Annotated in this window: 18 protein-coding genes; 10 read left to right on the forward strand and 8 right to left on the reverse strand. The window is 67.5% G+C overall.

Going from position 1 to position 19082, the window contains the following annotated elements; translation table 11 throughout:
• Positions 1-185: 185 nt before the first annotated feature.
• From H5T73_06255 to H5T73_06275, 5 genes are all read left to right on the forward strand, one after another.
• The gene (locus tag H5T73_06255) at positions 186-1313 is read left to right on the forward strand and encodes a DNA repair exonuclease (GenBank protein MBC7247363.1); all 1128 of its coding nucleotides are present in this window, start codon (positions 186-188) and stop codon (positions 1311-1313) included.
• On the forward strand, positions 1310-3418 hold the full coding sequence (locus H5T73_06260) for an AAA family ATPase (GenBank protein MBC7247364.1): 2109 nt from the start codon (positions 1310-1312) through the stop codon (positions 3416-3418). Before H5T73_06255 ends, H5T73_06260 begins: the two co-directional genes overlap by 4 nt.
• Positions 3419-3443: 25 nt before the next feature.
• Entirely contained in the window at positions 3444-3983 is a 540-nt protein-coding gene (locus H5T73_06265; GenBank protein ID MBC7247365.1) for a hypothetical protein, read from the forward strand.
• 215 nt (positions 3984-4198) lie between these two features.
• Positions 4199-4771: a flavin reductase family protein gene (locus H5T73_06270; protein ID MBC7247366.1), complete on the forward strand. Its 573-nt coding sequence runs from the start codon at positions 4199-4201 to the stop codon at positions 4769-4771.
• A 386-nt stretch (positions 4772-5157) separates the two neighbouring features.
• Positions 5158-5427, forward strand: coding sequence for a hypothetical protein (locus H5T73_06275; GenBank protein MBC7247367.1), 270 nt, complete (start codon positions 5158-5160; stop codon positions 5425-5427).
• Positions 5428-5466: 39 nt separating this feature from the next.
• Here the strand turns inward: H5T73_06275 and H5T73_06280 are convergent, their stop codons facing one another.
• The 4 genes from H5T73_06280 to H5T73_06295 all read right to left on the reverse strand — a co-directional run bounded on the left by H5T73_06280 (position 5467) and on the right by H5T73_06295 (position 11747).
• Positions 5467-6948, reverse strand: a complete 1482-nt coding sequence (locus H5T73_06280) for a phenylacetate--CoA ligase family protein (GenBank protein MBC7247368.1) — start codon at positions 6946-6948, stop codon at positions 5467-5469.
• 198 nt (positions 6949-7146) lie between these two features.
• Complete coding sequence (locus tag H5T73_06285) at positions 7147-9324, reverse strand: M28 family peptidase (protein MBC7247369.1); 2178 nt, start codon at positions 9322-9324, stop codon at positions 7147-7149.
• A complete protein-coding gene (locus H5T73_06290; GenBank protein MBC7247370.1) occupies positions 9321-10961 on the reverse strand; it encodes a CocE/NonD family hydrolase in 1641 nt (546 codons plus the stop codon). The genes H5T73_06285 and H5T73_06290 overlap by 4 nt, the downstream gene beginning before the upstream one ends.
• A 453-nt stretch (positions 10962-11414) precedes the next feature.
• On the reverse strand, positions 11415-11747 hold the full coding sequence (locus H5T73_06295) for a hypothetical protein (GenBank protein ID MBC7247371.1): 333 nt from the start codon (positions 11745-11747) through the stop codon (positions 11415-11417).
• Positions 11748-11894: 147 nt separating this feature from the next.
• Here H5T73_06295 and H5T73_06300 point away from each other — a divergent pair, with 147 nt between their 5' ends.
• Together H5T73_06300 and H5T73_06305 are read left to right on the forward strand one after the other, a co-directional pair.
• Positions 11895-12908 (forward strand): YafY family transcriptional regulator, encoded by a 1014-nt coding sequence (locus H5T73_06300; protein MBC7247372.1) that lies wholly within the window; start codon positions 11895-11897, stop codon positions 12906-12908.
• A complete protein-coding gene (locus H5T73_06305) occupies positions 12901-13878 on the forward strand; it encodes a WYL domain-containing protein (GenBank protein MBC7247373.1) in 978 nt (325 codons plus the stop codon). The genes H5T73_06300 and H5T73_06305 overlap by 8 nt, the downstream gene beginning before the upstream one ends.
• Positions 13879-13957: 79 nt before the next feature.
• Here the strand turns inward: H5T73_06305 and H5T73_06310 are convergent, their stop codons facing one another.
• Complete coding sequence (locus H5T73_06310; protein ID MBC7247374.1) at positions 13958-14230, reverse strand: hypothetical protein; 273 nt, start codon at positions 14228-14230, stop codon at positions 13958-13960.
• A gap of 191 nt (positions 14231-14421) precedes the next feature.
• Between H5T73_06310 and H5T73_06315 the strand changes: the two genes are divergently transcribed.
• From H5T73_06315 to H5T73_06325, 3 genes are all read left to right on the forward strand, one after another.
• Positions 14422-15243 carry a hypothetical protein gene (locus H5T73_06315; GenBank protein MBC7247375.1) on the forward strand — a complete coding sequence of 274 codons (822 nt, stop codon included), beginning with the start codon at positions 14422-14424 and terminating at the stop codon, positions 15241-15243.
• Positions 15244-15310: 67 nt separating this feature from the next.
• Positions 15311-16780: a CoA-binding protein gene (locus tag H5T73_06320; GenBank protein MBC7247376.1), complete on the forward strand. Its 1470-nt coding sequence runs from the start codon at positions 15311-15313 to the stop codon at positions 16778-16780.
• A complete protein-coding gene (locus tag H5T73_06325) occupies positions 16780-17589 on the forward strand; it encodes a UDP-diphosphatase (protein MBC7247377.1) in 810 nt (269 codons plus the stop codon). The genes H5T73_06320 and H5T73_06325 overlap by 1 nt, the downstream gene beginning before the upstream one ends.
• Before the next feature lie 50 nt (positions 17590-17639).
• Here H5T73_06325 and hypB read toward each other — a convergent pair whose 3' ends face one another.
• The 3 genes from hypB to H5T73_06340 all read right to left on the reverse strand — a co-directional run.
• Positions 17640-18305: a hydrogenase nickel incorporation protein HypB gene (gene hypB / locus H5T73_06330; protein MBC7247378.1), complete on the reverse strand. Its 666-nt coding sequence runs from the start codon at positions 18303-18305 to the stop codon at positions 17640-17642.
• A 125-nt stretch (positions 18306-18430) separates the two neighbouring features.
• Positions 18431-18772 (reverse strand): hydrogenase maturation nickel metallochaperone HypA, encoded by a 342-nt coding sequence (gene hypA, locus H5T73_06335; protein MBC7247379.1) that lies wholly within the window; start codon positions 18770-18772, stop codon positions 18431-18433.
• A gap of 168 nt (positions 18773-18940) precedes the next feature.
• A partial coding sequence (locus H5T73_06340) for a transposase (GenBank protein ID MBC7247380.1) occupies positions 18941-19082 on the reverse strand: 142 nt, incomplete at its 5' end.

Below are 19082 nucleotides of genomic sequence, written 5' to 3' on the forward strand. Positions count from 1 at the left end.
CGGCGTACGGTATTCTATAATCGGTCGTGGGGAAGGATGCGCATCGTTCGCGGTAAGCAGGGCGCGGGCTCGTTCCCTTGACCGAGCGGTGCGCGGCGGCGGGAGGGACAGCATGGAGGGCTTGCATGCACCCGTGAGTTCGCGGGATCCGGAGCGGCCGTTGCCGGCCGCGGGGGAGAGGTGAGATGGCGGGCTTACGTTTTCTGCATACCGCGGATGTGCACCTGGGGTCGCCCTTCGGCTTCCTGGGCAGGCGCGGCAGGGAACAGCGCGAGCAGCTGAAAGCCACCTTCGCGCGCGTGGTCGACCTGGCGCTGACCTCCCAGGTGGACCTCCTAGTCATCGCCGGCGACCTCTTCGACAAGCCTCACCCGGGAGCGGGCCTCTTGAGCGAGGTGGCCTACCAGCTGGGACGGCTGGACGCGGAGGGCATATGGACGGTTATCGTGCCCGGCACCCATGACCCCATGCTCCCCGGCTGCGCCTACGAAAAGGGCCCCCTCCCCTCCCTGGCGCACGTGCACGTCTTTCGCGGGGAGGAGATGGAGCCCCTCTTCATAGAGGGACTCGACCTCGCCGTCTACGGCATGGCGTCCCGCCGGGAAGGCGGTGACGCCCTGGCGGCTTTCCGCGCCGACGAGGAGGCGCGCTGGAGGGTGGGCGTCCTGCACGCGTCCGTGCGCATACCGGGCCGTGTGGAGGAGGACGGCATGATGGTCACGAGGGAGAGCATAGCCGCTTCGCGCCTCCATTACCTGGCACTGGGCCACTGGCATTCCCTGGCCGAGTACAGCAGTGGGAGCGTGACCGCCTACTATCCCGGGCCGCCAGAGGCCCTGGGCGCCGGCGATGGCGAGAGGGGAAGGGTTCTCCTGGTGGAGCTCGAGGAGGGGAAAGGGCCCAGGGTGAAACCCATCAGCGTCGGCCGCAGGCGCTTCCTGCGCGTGGACATCGACGCCGGCGAGGCGGGCGGCCCGCAGGGGGTTTACGCGCGTATCAGGGATATGGCGGACGGCGACCTCGCCCTCGAGGTGAGGGTGAGCAGGTCGTGGGGAGAGGAATGGGTTGGTTTTCCATGGGAGAAGATGGAAGAGGAGCTGGAGCCGCTCTTCTTCCGCTTCCGGCTGCGCGTTGCCCCCGCGTCCCTGGATGCGCGGGAGGTGGAGGACTTCCCCGAGAGCACCGTGACGGGGCGCTTCCTGCGCCTCGCCCGCGAGGAGATGGCGCGGCGGGAGGGCGAGGAGTTGCTGGTGGCCGAGGAGGCCCTGCGCCTCGGGCTCGCCCACCTGGCGGGAGAGGAGGCGGGCCCGTGAGCGCCGGGAAGACGGCCGTGAGAGTGGAGAGGATATCGCTGCGCAACTTCCGCCGCTTCCGGGAGGCCGCGTTCTCCCTGGGAGAGGGGATCAACGTGGTCAAGGGGCCCAACGAGTCCGGCAAGTCCACCCTGTTGCAGGCCGTGCTCGCCGCGCTTTTCTGGAAGGCGGATTCCACCCGGCGCGAGGTCAGGGAGAGCGTCACCTGGGGAGAGGAGGACGGCTTCCGCCTGGAGATCGAGGGGAGAGCGGGGGACGGCCGCTTCCGCCTGGTCAAGGATTTCTCCGCGCGCAAGGCCACCCTCTCCTGGGAGGACGGGGAAACGTCCGATCCCGCGCGCATCGAGGAGCGCCTACGCGACTGGCTCGGCCTGGGGAGCGAGGCCGCCTTCCGGGCCACCGCCGGCATCCGCCAGGACGAGGTGGCGCTCATAGCGGAGGGCAGGAAGCAGCTCGGTGAGAGCCTGCAGGTGACCGTCTCCGGCCTGGAGGGAGGGAAAGGCGCCCTGCGGGCGCGCGACTCGCTGCGCGGGGAACTGGCCGACCTCCTGCGGGGAAAGCGGGGAGCGGCGGCGAAGAACCCGGGGCCGCTGGCGCAGGTGGAGGAGAGGATGGAGGCGTTGCGCGCGCGGGGCGAGGAGCTGTCGCGGGCGGCGGAGGCGCGCCTCGCGGCCCGCACGCGCCTGGCGGAGCTGGAGGCGGAGGAGGAGGCTGCGCGCGAAAGGCTGGAGGTGCTGGAGAACCTGGCGCGGGACTCGCAGGAGCGGCTGGAGATCGAGGAGGACATAGAGGATTTCCACCGTCGCTACGGCCAGCTCGCCGCGGCGGCGGAGCTCATCGCGGAGGATGAGGAGCTGGCGGAGCTGGAGAGGAGCAGGTACGCCGGCGTGAAGGCCCTGCTGGAGGAGGATCGGGGCGAGCTGGGTGGGCTGGAGCTGCGGCGCGCGGGGCTCGCAGAGCAGTACGAGGCGATAAGGAAAAAACTGGAGGGAGCCCACACCCGCCATGCCTCCTGGGCGCCGTGGTCGCTCGTCGCGGGCATGACCGCGGTGCTCGTGGGGGTGGCGGGGGTGGCCTTCTCCCCCTACCTGCTCCTGCTGGCCCTGCCCGGGATCGCCCTCCTCCTCCTCGCCCTGCTGCCCGGCGGCTACCTGGGCTTCCTGCGGGAGGGCAGCCGGGTGAGGGAACTCCGCCTCCAGGTGGCGGCGCTGGAGGAGAGGAGGGGTGAGCTGGAAGCGGAGGCGCGGCGCATGGCCTCGCGCGCGGGCTGCGATTCACCGCAGGCTTTCGAGGCCCTCCGCATGGAATACCTGGAGCTTCTGGCCAGGCGCAAGGAGATAGCCGACAAGCTGGAGGTGCTGGTGCCGGACGGTGAGGTCTCGGGGTTGGAGGAGAGGGCACGGCGCCTGGCGGTTGAGGTGGGTATGCGGGAGAGGAGATTGAAGGAGCTGCAGGGCAAGGTCGTGGACCCCCTCCGTCTGCAGGAGGTTTTGCGGGAGAAGGAGGTCCTGCGCCGCAGGCTGGACGGGCTGCGCGAGGAGCGGGTGCGCTGCGAGGTCGTCCTCTCGGGCGAAGAGGTGGAGGAGGAGCTGCTGCGGGTGGAGGAGGAGCTCGCCGAGCTGGAGGAGAGGAGGGCGCGCCTCTCCCACCGGGCGGAGGCGCTGCGACTCGCCCTGGATTGGTTGGAGAGGGCGGCGACGGACACCCTCTCCTCGGCGGCCCGCCGCCTGGAGAGCCTGGCGGGGGATTACCTGGGGCGCATCACGGGCGGCAGGTACAAAAGGGTGGTGGTGGATGGTAATACGCTGGAGCTCTCCGTTTGGTCGCAGGAGAAGGGAGGGCCCGCTTCCCCCTCTTCCCTGAGCCGCGGGACGGTGGACCAGCTGTACCTCGCGGCGCGCCTCTCCCTGGTGGAGGTCATCTGCGGAGACCGCAACCCTCCCCTCCTCCTCGACGACCCCTTCGTGACCTTCGACGGCGCGAGGCTGCGCCGCGCCATGGAGCTCCTGCGGGAATACGCCCGCGGCGGCCAGGTGGTCATCTTCACGTGCGGCGACACCTACGACGCCTTCGCGGACCGGGTGGTGGAGCTGGAGCCGGCGTGAGGCGGGAGCGCCGGGGAGCGGGAGCGTGCGACGGCTGACGATGAACCTGCGTGAACGTTTCGAGGATTACCGGCGACGTATCCGTTTCGGCGACCTGGACCTGGCCTCCAGGGCCATGGCGCTGCTGTGGCTGGACATCTTCCGGGAACGCGTCTTCCGCAACTGCTTCCCGCGCGTAGGCTCGCAGAGCCTCTTGCGGGAGGTGGGGGAGGTCATCGACGCCACCTTCATGGAGGGTTACATCCTCGCCCGCGCCGCTTACGGGCAGGGGACGGAGAGCGTCCTCTTCACCGATCCGGCGCGTCCCGGCTCGGTGGAAGAGGGGGTGGAGAGGCTGCGCCTCATGTACGAGGAGGAGGCGGTGAGCGCGTCCCCCTTCGCCGACGAGCCCCTGGGTGTGGAGGCCCTCGCCGAGTCCCTGGTGCGGGAGGTCGCCTACGGGCCGCGCCTGGTCATGCTCGAGGAGAGGGAGCTCCTCAAGGTCCACCTCATCTACGCGCTGTGGGCGGGATACAGGCTGGCCGCCTTCGAGCGGCGCCTGCGCGCGGGCGGACGGGAACCGTGAGGCCGCCTTCCCCCGGGAAGGTTTTTCGGGTCCGGCGTTGGGGAAGCGGGCCCCCGGGGACGGGCCCGTGGAATAATATGCGGAGGAAGTAGGCGAAGGATCGGGACGGGCGGCCGCCGCGAGCTGCGACGGCGTGGCGGCTGGGGACGCGAGGGAGGGCCGCGGCGGCCGGGGGCGCCGTGCCCGCGGGGAATCCTTCGGGCCAAGGAGGAGACATGGAAAAAATTGTTAAGGAACCATCCACGCTATTTCTGCCCAAGCCGGTGGTGCTCATCACCACCGCCCATGCGGGAAGGGACAACGTGATGACCGCCGCCTGGGTGAACGTGGTGTGCATGGAGCCGCCGCAGGTGGCGGTGGCCGTGCGGGAGAGCCGCTTCACGCACGGGCTCCTGCAGGCAAGCGGCGAGTTCGCGGTCAACGTCCCATCCCGGGATCTCTGGCATGCGGTCGACCTCTGCGGCATGGTCTCGGGCCGCGACCAGGACAAGTTCTCGCTGGCGGGGTTGACGCGGGAGCGCGCGCGGGAGATCGCCCCTCCCCTGGTGGCCGAGTGCCCCTTGAACCTCGAGTGCAGGGTATGCGCCTCCCTGCCCCTCGGCTCGCACACCCTCTTCGTGGGTGAGGTGCTGGCCGTGCACCTGGACCGGGAGTGCCAGGGCGACAGGGGGACCGTCCGGGTTGAGAGGTTCAGGCCTTACGTGCTAAACCAGCGGGAATACTGGTCCATGGGGGAGAGGATGGGCGGTTACGGGGACACGGCCGCCGAGCTGGAGGTCATCCCGTGAGCGCCGGGGGAACGCGAGCCGGCGGCAGGGAGGCATGGTACCGCCTGCGCTTCGCCTTCGCGCACCCGGTGGTGCGTTTCCACCAGTGGCAGCTGCGGCGTGGTGGCGTGCAGTGCGGCCCCTACGTCTGGATCTCCGCCCGGCCCGACGTGGCCCTGGCCGGCGAGTCCACCTGCAGCATAGGGAACGGGACCTTCATCCCCTCCACCGTGCAGATCCGGGGAAACGACCGCGGGCGCATCGTCATCGGCGAGCGCTGCTCCCTGGACACCCTGGCGCGCCTCTTCGCCGCCAACGACGCCACGCTGCTGCTGGAGGAGAACGTGGCCATCGGCCCCTACAACATCATCAACGCCTTCGACGACTGCACCATCCGCCGCAATTCCATGCTGGGCCCCTACGTGAACATCAACTGCGCGGACCACGGCATGGAGCTCGGGGAGCCCATGCGTTTCCAGCAGGGGACCTACGGGCCCGTGGTCATCGAGGAGGACTGCTGGATAGGTTCCCACGCCGTCATCCTCAAGGGGGTGACCATCGGGACGGGGGCGGTGGTGGCCGCCGGCGCGGTGGTAACCAAGGACGTCCCTCCCTTCGCCGTCGTGGCCGGGGTGCCCGCCAGGGTGATCGGGGACCGCCGGGAGAAGAAGGGATGACCCGGGCCGGGAAACCGGTCCCTGGATATACCGGGTATTTCAATAATCCTTGGGGCGCATGTCCAGGACGCGGTAGGCCTTGAGGGCCACGACGGGGTCGTAGATCTCCTCCATGGGCACGAATTCCACCTTTGCCCGCATCTCCACCGCCGTGATAAGCCTGCCCTGGATCTCCTGCTCCAGCCGCGCCTTGTCGCACCCCTCCTCCGGGGCGATCTTCACCACCAGCTCGTCCGGGGAGTAAGGGTCGGAGAGGTCCCGCTTGGTGAAGATGATCTGGTACTCCTTGACCCCCGGCGTGTTGGCCACCTTGTCGCGCAGGACCTCCGGGTTGATGAGGGTTCCCTTGAGGTTCACCAGCTCCGAGGTGCGGGTGGCGTAGGTGCTGCCCACGGCGACGACTATCCTCTCCGTGTTGCGCCCGCAGTGGGGGCAGGTCTCGTGGGTCATGGCGCCCAGGTCCCCTATGACGTAGCGCAGGAGGACGGTGCCGCGCCTGTTGAGGTGGGTTATGCAGATCAAGCCCCGCTCCCCGTCCGGGAGCCTCCTCCCGGTCTCCCCGTCCACTATCTCGAAGAAGTAGAGGTCGGGGGCGGGGTTGTGGCAGCCGCTGAAGTCGGTGCATTCCGGCATGGCGCCCTGCATCTCGGTGAAGCCGTAGGAGTTGCTGATGAAGGGGTCCTCCGCGCCCATGTTCATGAGCCGCCGCCGCATGTCGTCTCGCATCCCCCTGGGGCAGGCCTCCCCCAGGGCTTGGATGTGCTTGGTGGCGGAGAAATCCCGGCCCTCCTCCTCCGCCTGCATGATGAGGCGGCGGATGAAGCTGGCGATGCCCAGCCAAACCTCGGCCCGGCCCTTCTCGATGAGGTCGATGGCGTAATCCAGGGAGCGGTGCACGGGGAATTCCGGGTAGGTCATGCCCGTGCACCCGTACATGGAAAGGGCCCCCAGGCCCATCATGCCGATGTCCCGCGCGCGGAAGAACCCGATGTGGGGGACGGGCCCCAGGGGGAAGAGGTTTATGCCCCGCGCGTAGGGCGGGAAGCCCCCCAGCTTTATGCCGCGGAAGATCATCTGCCATATACCGTGCGCGTCGTGCACCGTGTTCCAGAACGGGGTGGGCACACCGGTGGTGGAGCCGGTGGTGTAGGTGACGTCGAAGATCCAGTCGTAGAGGTTGGGGCTGGAGGGCTTGAGCTTGAAGGAATCGGGCTCGGCCATGTAGTCCTTCTTGTGCGTTAAGGGAAGTTTTTCCAGGTCATCCAGTGATTGGATATCACCCGGCTCGATGCCCATCTCCCGGAAGACCCGCTTGTAGTAATCGTGGCCGTCCCACACCCACTCCATCTGGCGCCGGAAAAGCCGGTCCCGCGCCTCGCGGATCTTCTCCGGGGGCCAGAAACAGGGATCGTCGTCGTCGCGGTAGAGCGGGATGCTCTCGAGGTAGCGGCGGGTGTTCTCCGGCGTCACCGGTACCTTTTCGCAGGTGCCGTCATCCCTGGGAATGTAAAGAACGCTCATGCCATCCTCCTTCCATTTCCTTCCTCCCTCCCTGCTTGCTCCCGCATCCAGGAGGTAACACGGGGGAAGCGCATGGAAAGAGAAGCCCCTCATATGCGCAACACCTTTGCAGCCCCGCACCATCCTGGACGGTGCAATTTTAGACCGCGTGGCCGCGTGATCACAAGCCCGCGAAGGCACGCCGGCGAGGGCCCGGCGTCAGCGTGCCCCGGCTAGGGAGAGGACGAAGCCCTGGATGAGCCTCCCGGTGAGGCCTACGTGGCCGGCGTCGATCTTGTCGTAGCTGTCGCGCGGGGTGTGGTACCACGGGTCGTCCTTCACTTCCAGCCACACGGCGGGAAGGCCGGCCGTCTCGAAGGGCTCGTGGTCGGAGTAGCTCCCGCTCTTCAGGTAGGGGAGCCGGATCCCCGTACGGGCGGCATAGGAGAGGAGCGAGTTGCACAGGTCCATGGGCCCTATCCCCATGGTGCGGGCGTAGAGCTGGCTGCCCACGCCCACCATGTCCACGATCACCGCGCCGCGCAGGCGCGCCCTGCTCTCGGGAGAGAGGTTGGCGACGTAGTAGCGCGACCCGAAGTGGTGGAGGTCCGTGCCGTCCACCAGGCGCTCCTCGCCGCCGAATAGGACGAAGGTGACCTGCAGGCCGGGGAGCCCACCTTCTTCCGCCAGGCAGCGGGCGAGCTCGAGCACCACCGCGGTCCCCGAGGCGTTGTCGTTGGCCCCCGGGCTGCCGGTCCCGCCCTTGGTGTCGTAATGGGCGCCGATGACCAGGATGGGGGTGGACGGGCCGGGAACGGCGGCCTCCAGGGTGGCCACGACGTTGCGGCTGACCGCGCCGTTGGGTAGCGGCACCTCCTGCACCGCGGGCTGGTAACCGTATCCCTGGAGGACGGAGGCGATGTACGCGGCGGCGGTTGCCTCTCCCGCCGTTCCCTCCACGCGGGGGCCTATCCCGATGCTCAGGTCCCGTATGTGCCGCATGGCGTTGGCGGCCTCGAAGCCGGCGCCGGGGAAGTAGAGGGGCCGCTCCGCGACCACGGGCAGGGGCGACCTCACCTCGATGGAGACGTCCCGGCCCCGGGGTACCTCGCGGAAGACGTCGATGGTGAAGCGGGAACGCGCGGGTACGACGTATTGCTTCGCGATCGTCTCGTCCCAGCCGAGGATGTAATCGACCTCCACCGGCGCCTGCACGTATCCGGGGTTGAGCAGGCAGAGGTACTCGTGGAAACCGGGGCGGGTTGTCCCCTCCGCCAGCAGCCAGCGCGTGCCCGCGGATTCCACGCCCAGGGAGACGTGGCCGCCCCGGCAGATGCCGCGGTAATCGAAGTACATGGGGCGTTCGGCCAGGAAGGGGTCGGGCGCGCTCACGGCGAGGGAGACGTTGCGGCCGCTTCCCACCAGCGCGTTTATGCTGATGGTGTGGCGGCGGTGGGGTTCGAGGTGGAAACGGAAGGACCGCTCCTCGCCGCCCTCGAAAAGGCAGCTCACGGTGGCGTCGGTCCCGTCCGGGTCACCATCGCCGGGAAGGTAGAGGCTGAGCCATTCCTCGAACCCCGGCCCCGTGTAACCCTCGGCGAAGAGGAAATCCCGGCGCGGCTGCGCGAGCCCCCCGGCGGCATGCCCTCCCGGCCAGGCGTCGTGGTAGTTGAAGTACATCACCCTCTCGCAGCAGATGGGCCCTCCCGCCTCCACGCGCGTGGCGACGTCGTGGCCGCTTCCGGTCACCGCGTTGACCAGCACCGTGCGTCGTGCGCCGGGCGGAAGGGTCACCGGGCAGGTGACGACCCGCCCGTCCTCCAGTGCGAAGAAGAGCGATGCCGGGATTTCCGTCTCCCCCGGGTTGGCCAGGAGGACCCATTCCTCGAAACCCGGGCGCGTGCAGCCCTCGGCGAAGAACCAGGAAGCGCCGAGGTATTCCGTGCCGCCCCCCACGGTGCACCCCGTCCACCTGCCGCGATAGCTGAAGTACATGGGGCGTTCGGCCACCACGGGCAGGCCGCAGTGCAGGTGCAGGGACACCTCCCGGCCCTCTCCCGCCACCTGGTTCACGTTCAGGGTGGTGCGGGAACGGGGCGCGAGGGAGAAGGAGACGGTGCGCGGCGGACCGTCGTTGTAGAGCACTTTCAGGTCCAGGGAGGACCAGGCCTCCTCCGGGTTGAAGACACAGAGCCATTCCTGGAACCCGGGGCCCGTGTAGCCTTCCGCGAAGTACCAGTCGGTGGCGGCGCCGGCGCGGGCCTCGCCGCAGAAGCCGTCCCCGGAGGCGGAGCAGGGCTGCGGGGGCAGCAGGAGCAGGCAGAGTTGAAGGCAGAGCACGAGGATGCTCGAGGCAACCGGCAGCAATTTCCAGTTACTGCCGCGGGCTCCCGTCACGCCTTCGCCTCCCGCAGGGGCAGCTCAAGGCTGCTTATCCCGTCCCCGAAGCATACGCGCACCCCTCCGCCGAATACGGGCAGGGCAAAGGCGAGGTTGCTCCCGCTGAGGGTGAGGCGGAAGCGATGGCCCTGCCGCAGCAGGTAGTCCACGGCCACCATCTCCAGCGTGACGGAGACCTCCCTTTCGGGCGCGGCGCCCTCCAGGGTGCAGGTCCCGTAGGTGATGAGGACGGGCAGGCCTCCGTCCGGAGGCACGTCATACAGGAAGGCGTTCACCTGCGCCCTCTCCCGCAGGGGCTTCACCGCGAGGGACAGCCTCGGGACGCCCAGCAGCTCGAAGTCCTTCCTGGTGGGGGAGGTGGAGAAGGAGAAAAAGCCGTCACCCGCCTCCCTGCGTGGGCCGGGGAAGCGCAGCTTGAAGGCCTGGGGACGCAGGATGGAGGGCCCGGAGTTGACGGGGTTGAGCAGCCTGGTGCGCAGGACCACCTCCTCGCGCCTGCCACGGGGCTGGGAGGTGAGCTTCAATTCCCCGCCGTCCCTCCCCAGGTGAAGGACATGGTTTTCGACGCCGGGTGGAGGCCAGGAGGGCTCGCTTTCCATGACGCCCTTCCAGGGCCGGTAGAGGCGAACCGGCGGCTCCGCGAGCACCCCGTTGTCCTCGCCCTTGAGCCAGTAGTCGAACCAGCGCCTGGTGAGCTCCCATATATCCTTCCCCGCCCAGCGGGGACCGACGCCGGGGTCGATGGCGTGTATCCCGTTGGATATGTAGAGCATCTTGGGGGCGTCAAGACGCCGGTAGAATTCCAGTATCTGGTTGGGCTCGAAGAGGTCGTCGTTCCAGGAGCAGCAGATGAGCATGGGCTTGCGGTATTCCTCGACCCGGTGCAGGCAGGAGCGGCGGCGCATGTCCTCCCGGTAGGCCTCGCGGTCGCCGCGCCCCGTCAGGAGGTACAGGGTCCAGCGGTAGAGGGGGTTGCGCGGGTTGAGCCTGGTGGCCCAGGTGGCGGTGGTCACGAGAAAGGTGCCCCAGAACATCTTGAGGGAACCCTGCGGGGCGAGGCTCCTGTCCAGGTCCGTCCAGCCCGCCATGGGGACCACCGTGCGCACGCGCGGGTCCCTCTCGGCGATGAGGAAGGAATGGCCGCCGCCGTAGGAGATCCCGGTGACGCCCAGCGCCCCTTCCAGCAGCGGAAGGCCGCTCTCCCTCGTGAGCCAGTCGATGGCGTCCTCGAGGTCGTTGATCTCGTGGTCCGGGTCGGCGCAGAGAACTTCTCCGCCCGACGATCCCCACCCCCGGCAGTCGTATGCCAGCACCACGTATCCGGACGAGGCGAAATGGGGCGCGTAGAGGTGGCACTGCCAGCGCGAAAGCACCCAGGAATGCACCATGATCAGGGCAGGGAAGGGGCCTGTGCCGTGGGGCACGTAGAGGGCCGCGGAAAGCCTGGTGCCGTCCCTCGCGACGAGCTTGAACTGCTCCATGCGATAGCCCCTGCGCTCGCCCCGCACGCGTGCCTGCCATGCCGCGAGGCGGGGCAGTAAAGGCAGGGAAGAAATGCAGGCGACCTGCAGGAACCTCCTGGCGGAGTCGAGGCGTCCCTTCTTCCCGGCCTTGCCGCTCTTCTTACCGGACATGCGCTTAACCCCCCCCATCGTGCACCGTGAACCTACTTTTTCCGCTCCATGATACCAGAAACGGAAGCGGCTCGTTACACCTGTGCGTGCCCCCTCTTTGCGGGCACGGCGGGGCGCCTGTCGCCCGGCCGCATTTTCCCGCATCGCCGTGAGCGCGCTCCCCGAAGACGGTTGGTGCTATTATCTAAATGGTATGGGGCCGATGGGCGTTTTGGTTTGGGTCAGGAAGATGTCGCGGGAAAGGGAAGGAAGCGGGGATGCCGGAACAGCTCTCTTTCTTCCGTTTCAAGGCCTTACCGGTAACGAGTGCCGACCTGCCCGCAGGCTGCGGCCAAGCGCCTGCGCGTTGCGGGCACTGCGACTATCCGGTAACGAGGACCGACCCACCCGCAGGTTGCGACGGGATGGCCTGGAGGCTGCCTCCGCCACCCCGGGAATACGCGATAGCCATGTTCAGGGGGCACGGCAGCTTCGCCGTGGCACGGGTGCGGCAAGGGGTCTTTCGGTGGACATCCAGCCTGGAGGCATCGTGCAAAGCCCTCTTTCCGCTGCGCCCGCCCTCTCCCCGGGAGAGTCAAGGGGGTGAGGGAAGGCGGTGAGCGGTAACCCGGCCTCGGCGGCGTCCCTTTCTTCCCGTCCGACCAGGGAAAGGACGAGGAGAAGTGCGAAGGCTGCCATGCACAATAAGGCCATCACCAGGCCCAGCGCCCCCGCGCTCTCGCTGGCGCTCGCCAGGAGCAAACCGGCCACCAGCAACGTCGTGCGCGTTCCTTTCATCTTCATCATCCGCTCCTCGTGCGTCCCTACGGTGTCCTCTCGTACATCCGTTCCTGCCGCCACCCGTTGCATGCTATCACCCGCCAGTGACAGCGCGCGGCGCGCGCGGTCGGGCCGGCCGGGTCGCGGGGAGATCCGCCGCGGGAGGGATGGAAGGTGAACAAGGCGGAGAGGCTGATAGACCTCATCGCCATGCTGCTCGAGGCCAGGCGCCCCGTCACCCTGGAGCGCATAAGGAACAGCATCCCCGGCTACCAGCAGGCGAGCGTCGCCTCCTTCAAGCGCATGTTCGAGAGGGACAAGAGCGAGCTGCGCGAGATGGGAGTGCCCATCCGCGTGGAACCCGTGGACCCCTTCGGCGAGGAGATGGGATACCGCATAGCGAAGGAGGAGTATTACCTTCCCGAGATCGATTTCACCCCGGAGGAGAAGGTGGCCCTCCTCCTGGTGAACCGGCTCGCCTCGGGGGGCATGATCCCCCTTTCGCGGGAGGCCGGCTCCGCTCTTCTCAAGCTGAGCCCCGACCTCGGCGACGTCGGGAGAACGGACAGGACGGGATACGCCCCCCTGCGCTTCGTGCATCCTGCGGAGTCCCTCGAGGCCCTTACCAAATTGTGGGAGGCCTCGGTCAAGCGCCGCACGGTGCGTTTCACCTATCGCTCCCTGGGATCTTCCCGCTCCCAGGAGAGGAGCATCGATCCCTACGGGCTCTATTTCGACCGGGGAGCCTGGTACGTCGTCGGCTACTGCCACCTGCGGGGCGAGGTCCGCTCCTTCCGGGTTTCCCGCATCGAGTCGGAGGTGGAGACGACCACCGCTGCGGATGGGGGTCCGGACTTCGAGCGCCCGAAGGATTTCCGCCTGCGGGAGCATGCCCGCATCCTTCCCTGGGAGTTCGAGGAGGGCACGCAGTACCGCGCCGAGGTGCGCTTCTCGCCGCGCATCGCCTGGCTGGTGGAAAGGGACCTCGGGGACATCTACCCTTTCCGTTCCCTCAAGGGGGGAGGCGGGAAGCTGCGGGTCACGGTGCGCAACGAGGAGGCCTTCTGTAACTGGGTCCTCTCCTTCGCCGAGGATGCCGAGGTCCTCTCGCCGCCGGAACTGCGTCGCAAGGTGAAGGAACGCCTCCTGGAGATCATGAGCACGGTGGGAGGTGAAGAGGGTGGCTGATGCGGCGAGGTTGCGGCGCCTGCTCTCCCTCATCCCCTACGTGCTCAAGCACCAGGGGGCGACCTTCGACGAGCTCTGCGAGGTCTTCGGGGTAAGCCGCGCGCAGCTCGTCGACGACCTCAACCTCATCTTCCTCTGCGGCCAGCCGGACTACAGCCCCGCCGACCTCATCGACGTGGTCATCGACGGGGACCGGGTCTACATCGGCATGGCGGACTATTTCTCCCGCCCCCTGCGCTTCACGCCGGCGGAACTCTCCGGGCTCTACCTGGCCTGCAGCGCCCTGGCCAGGCTGGCGGGAGCGCCGGCTTCCCCGGGACTCAGCTCGGTGATGGAGAAGATCCGGGTTGCCCTGGGCATGGAGGAGCTGTCCCCCGAGGAGGTCGAGCAGAGCCTGGAGCTTGCCTCCCACGCCGCGGAAGGGGAGATACTCTCAAGCCTCGCGCGGGCATGCGAGGAGAGCCTGGTCGTGGACATGGAATATTATTCCTACGGCAGGGACGAGCTCACGCGCCGCAGGGTGAGCCCGCTTTCCCTCGAGTTCGGCATGGGCCACTGGTACCTGCGCGCCTGGGACGAACCCAGCGGCGAGGCCAGGGTCTTCCGCGTGGACCGCATCAAGGAGCTCACCTTCAGCGGCGAGACGTTCCGGCCCCCGGAGAAGGAGGAGGAGTCCGGGGGGCCGTACGGTGCGGTAAAGGAGGGAGGTATCACCGTGCGCCTGCGCTTCGCGCCGGCCCTCGCCGGCTGGGCGCGCGAGCAGCCCATCTTCGATGGGGTCGAGGAGGAGGGCCCGTTTCTCGTGTGCTCCCTGAAGACGGACAAGCTCTCGTGGCTGGAGAGGGAGCTCCTGAGCTGGGGTCCCGGGGTGGAGGTGCTCGAGCCGCGGGAGTTGCGGGAGGGCCTCCGCCGCAGGGTGGAGAGGATACTCTCGCTCTACACCGGGAAGGACGGGAAGGGCGGCGCGTAGGAGAACAACGCGAGTTCGCAGGCGTGTCCGCTGAACGTTGAGCAAGGACTTCGTGCGCGGGATACCCGACCCCGGGTCGTCAGCGCGGTTGACGTGAGAGGTAGGCTTGCCGGAAACGGTCGAGGCTCATGCTGTCCAGGTCGTTCTTTATCTCCCTCTGGCGCCGGCGCGCCTTGTCCAGCTCCTTGAACCTCTCCCCGTAGACCAGCCGTTGCGTGCGGAAATCCCAGACCTCGACGAGGAAGCCGTCTCCGTAAGAGGCGTCTATGAAGCCCTTGCTGATGCGCACCTTGAAGGATTTGCTGGCGGCCTCACCGCCGTTCCCTCGCTGCAGAGATTCGCGCCTGTGCAACTTCCGTCCTTCCCCCGTGTCTTCAGGGCCACAGGTGATATTTTAACACCGGACGCAAGAACCGATGAACATTATTATATAAATTGTATGCCAACGTTGGGAGCCCATGGCCTCCGCCCGCGGCGTGGACCCCGCGAACCCATCGTTTATAATGGGGAACGACGACCCTTCCGGAAAGGAGAGTTGCACTTATGCGCAGGTCCATGGTGGCGGTGCTGGTCCCGGCCGTCCTCGCCCTCATGCTCATGGTCCCCGGATGTGGGAACGGTGGGACGGCGCAGGCGGTGGATTACCTCGGGCGCATCTCCGAGATACACGACGGGGTGGCCTGGGACCTGAGCTACGTGCTGGAATCTCTTAGCGGCATTCCCAGGGACGAGTATTACCACCTGGAGGAGCTGCGGGGGCTCTTCGACGAGGCGCGGGGGATCTTCGCGCTGGCATACCGGGAGGCAGACTCCCTGCAGCCGCTGCCGGAGGCGGAGGAACTGCACGCCGATCTCCTGAACTTCTACCGGGAGGGGGAGGAGAAGATCGGCAAAACCGTCGATTCCCTGGGCTTCTTCCAGGCGGTGCTGCCCATGCTGGCCGACGTGCAGAACCTGGCCCTCCCCTCGCTGCCGGAGGCCGCCGCCCCCGAGGAGATCAAGGCGGCGGGGGAGGAGGACCGCCGCACCATCGACATGTACCTGGCGGACCTGGAAGGATGGCGCCCCCCCGAGGGCTTGCTCTCCTACCTTGAGAGGACAAGGGGACTTTTCAACGCCCTCAGGGATGCGATAATCGGCGTGCAGCAGGCGCCGCCCCCCGAAGAGCACGCGAGGCTGTCGCAGTTGCGGGAGCAGTATGCCGCGATGGCGGAAACGGCGCGGCAGCTGCAGGGCGAGGTGGCAAGCTTCCTGTCCGGCGTGGGTTCCGGCATAGACGCCCTTATCAGGGAGGGGAGGGAGCTGGCGTCGCGCGTCCAGGACCTGCTGGGGGCTCCCACGGCGACACCCCCGGAAAAGAGATAAGGCCGTATATCGCGGGAATCCGCATCGCCACGAGCGAAGCCACGAGCGAAGGGAGAAGAAGGTGGGCATGAATTCCGACGACGCGGTACACGCCCTGTTCAACCCCCGCCGCATGGCGGTCGTGGGGGCTTCGGCCAACCCGGCCAAGTGGGGACACATAGTGCCCTCAAACATACTCAGGAACGGTTACCGGGGAGACCTCTTCCTGGTCAACCCGCGGGGAGGGAGCATCCACGGCAGGGACGTACACCGCAGCCTTGTGGAGATAGGGGAACCCGTCGACCTGGCCATGATCACCATCCCCGCGGAGGAGGTGGCGAAGGTCATGGACGATTGCGCCCGCGCGCGGGTGAAGGCTGCCATCGTCATCTCCGGCGGCTTCAGCGAGTCCTCGCCGGAGGGCAGGAGGCTGGAGGAGGAGCTGGTGGAGGCGGCGCGCGCGCGCGGCGTGAGGCTGGTGGGGCCGAACACCATGGGCATCTACTCCGCGCCGTGGTGCCTCAGCGCGCTCATGCCCCCCGTGAGGCCCCGCCCCGGGCACATCGCCTTCGCCGCCCAGAGCGGGAACCTGGGCACGCAGATGCTGGGATGGGGCTCCTACCGCGGCATCGGCTTCTCCCGTTTCGTCTGCGTGGGGAACGAGTGCGACCTCGAGTTCGCCGATTACCTCGCGTACTTCGCGGCGGACGAGGAGACCAAGGTCATCCTGCTTTACGTGGAGGGCTTCAAGCGCCCGCGCCGCATCCTCGAGCTGGCCAGGGAGGTGAGCCTGCGCAAGCCCATCGTCATCTACAAGTCCGGGGGGACGGAGGCGGGCAGGAAGGCCGCAGCGTCCCACAGCGCGGCCATGGCCGGTTCACACGAGGTCAACCGGGGCATGATAAGGCAGGCCGGTATGATCCAGGCGGAGACGACGGAGGAGATGCTGGATTTCTCGGACGCCCTGGCGAAGCTGCCCGTTCCCCGCGGGCGGCGCGTGGCCATACTCTCCTGGGGAGGGGGCTGGGGAGTCGTGGAGGCCGACCTCTGCGAGCGCGGCGGCCTGGAGGTGGTTCCGCTTCCCCCCGAGGTCAAGGAGGAGCTATCCTCCATCCTCCCCTCCTACTGGAGCAAGGGAAACCCGGTGGACATGGTGGGTATCGTCAACCTGGACGATCACGCACGCTGCCTGGAGATCCTGGCCTCGCACCCCTCCTTCGACCTCGTCATCTCGCTGGGCACCATCAACGCCGCCGCCGCCTTCGGCATGGCGGAAAAGGACGAGGAGAGCCCCGAGGAGGAGAGGGAGATACTGCGGGCGCAGCGCATGTACGTGCGCGAGGGGAGCAACCGCTTCGCGAGCAAGGTGATCGACCTCATGCGTGAGCACGGCAAGCCCATCGTCACAGTGGGCATGCCCCAGAAGGAGATGGAGGCGGCGGACATGGCCGACCTGCCGCGGGACGAGCTGTGCATATACACCAACCCCGAGCGCGCGGCCAGGGTGGCGGCCATGCTGGCGGCGCGGGGGGAGTACCTGCGCTCGCGGGGGTCCTGATGGGGATTTTGCCCGCTTTGCTGTTGGGGGTGGTGCAGGGCTTCACCGAGTTCTGGCCCATCTCCAGTTCCGCCCACCTCGCCCTCCTCATCCACATCTTCGGCTGGGGGGAACCGGAACTCTCCTTCCTGGTCGCCCTGCACCTGGGGACCTGGGTGGCCGTGACCTGGTTCTACCGGCGCCGCCTGGCCTCCATCCTGCGCGCCTGCTGGAGGGAACTGCGGGGTGCGGAGAAGGGCGAACCGCAGGCGCGCCTGGGATGGATGCTCCTCCTGGCCACCCTCCCCGGCTTAATCGTGGGGGCGGTCTTTTCCGAGTCCTCGGAGATGATGGAGGGCATGCCCCTTTTGATGGTCTGCCTGCTGGCCGCCTTCGGCCTGGCCCTCTGGGCGTCGGACGAGCTCGCTCCCGAGGCCGCGGGGTTGGAGGAGATGGGTTGGAGGGAGGCCCTTTCCGTGGGGCTGGCCCAGGCCCTGGCCCTGGCGCCGGGCGTCTCCCGCTCCGGGGCCTCGGTGACCGTGGCCCGGGCGGCGGGGTTGCGGCGGGAGGACGCGGCCGACTTCGCCTTCCTCCTCTCCGTTCCCATCATCGGCGCCGCAGCCGCCTTCGAGGGCGTGAAGCTGGCGCTCGGGGGCATGACGGCCGACCAGTTGTGGCCCGTGCTCGCCGGGGGCGCGGCCGCGGCGGTGAGCGGCTACCTGGCGGTGGGCTTCCTCCTCTCCCGCATAAAGAAAGGGACCTTCAGGCCCTACGCCGTGTACCGCCTGCTGCTGGCCGTTTTCCTCATGGCGATATTCCTATGGTTTTGAACGGGATGCATCGAACGGGATGCATCGAACGGGATACCTTGACCCCGGCTTCAACCTCGCACTTTCCCGAACTCGGACGCCCTCTCCAGGAGCCAGTCCGCCCAGGCCTGCAGCCCCTCCCCGGTGCGGCAGCTCACCTCGAAGACGACCATGCCGGGGTTCATCTTCGAAACCGTCGAGCGCAGCTCCTGCATGTCGAAGTCGCCCAGGCCCAGGAGGTCGATCTTGTTCACCAGGAGCACCTGGGAGTCGCTGAACATGAGGGGATATTTCAGGGGCTTGTCGTGGCCCTCGGCCACGGAGAGGATCATGGCCCGCAGCCCCTCGCCCAGCTTGAACTCCGCCGGGCAGACCAGGTTGCCCACGTTCTCGATGATCACCAGGTCGAGCGACGCCAGGTCGAGGTGGTCCAGCGCCTGCCGGATCATGATGGCGTCGAGGTGGCAGGCTCCGCCGGTGTTTATCTGCACCACCGGCACCCCGTGGGATTTCACCTTCTCCGAGTCGACGCTGGAGGCTATGTCCCCCTCGATGACCCCGATGCGCAGCTTGCCGCCCAGCAGCTCGAGGGTCCTGATGACCAGGGAGGTCTTTCCCGCTCCCGGCGAGGCCATGAGGTTTACGGCCAGCACGCCGTGGCGACGGAAGAGCTCCTCGTTCTCGCGGGCGATCTTCTCGTTGGCGTCGAAGATCCCCTCCAGCACCTCGATGTCCATGATCTCCTCCCGGAAAGCTTGACCACCTTCTCTTCCCCGCATCCTTCCTGCCGCATATCTCCACGGCTCGCCCTTGTCCAGATCTCTCCCATGGATTCCCTGCGGATCTCGCCTTCTCTTCGCTCTCATTCTATCTCTATGGACTCCACCAGGAACTCCCTGCCCGAGACGATGTCGGAGGCGATTTCCCCGCAGCGCGGGCAGGTGAGGTCGAATTCCTGGATGTGGAAATCCTCGTCGCAGCGGGAGCAGTGGGCCACCGTGGGCACCTTGATGAAGTTGAGCTCAGCGCCCTGCGCGACAGTGTCCTTGGTGACCATGTCCCAGTAGAAGCTCACGTAGTGATCGACGATCCCGGTCAGCTCACCCAGCTTGATGTTCACCCTGACCACCCGCGTGGCGCCGTTCATGGCGGCGTGGCGCAGCACTATGCCCGCGATGCTCTCCGTGACTCCCAGCTCGTGCACCCTCTCTTCCTCCTCCCCCGCCTTTCCACGATCGGCTGACGCTTTCGGGCCATGCGCTCCACGGCATTCACCCTGCCCGCTTCCCCCTACCACGCCATTCCGGTCAGGCCCGGGCTTCCTCAAGCATAGACTAATACGCTCCCGCCCTCAAAGCCCTGTGCTGGTTCACTACATGGTGAACACATCATCCCTATCCTTGCTCTCCTCCATCCACGCCTTCAGGAACTCCATGGGGGTGAGATAACCCAGGCTCTGGTGTGGTCTCACGTAATTGTACACGTAATTCCATCTGCAAAGGATCTCGTTGAGC

This window comes from Actinomycetota bacterium (genome assembly GCA_014360655.1).
Taxonomy (GTDB): Bacteria; Actinomycetota; Geothermincolia; order Geothermincolales; family RBG-13-55-18; genus JACIXC01.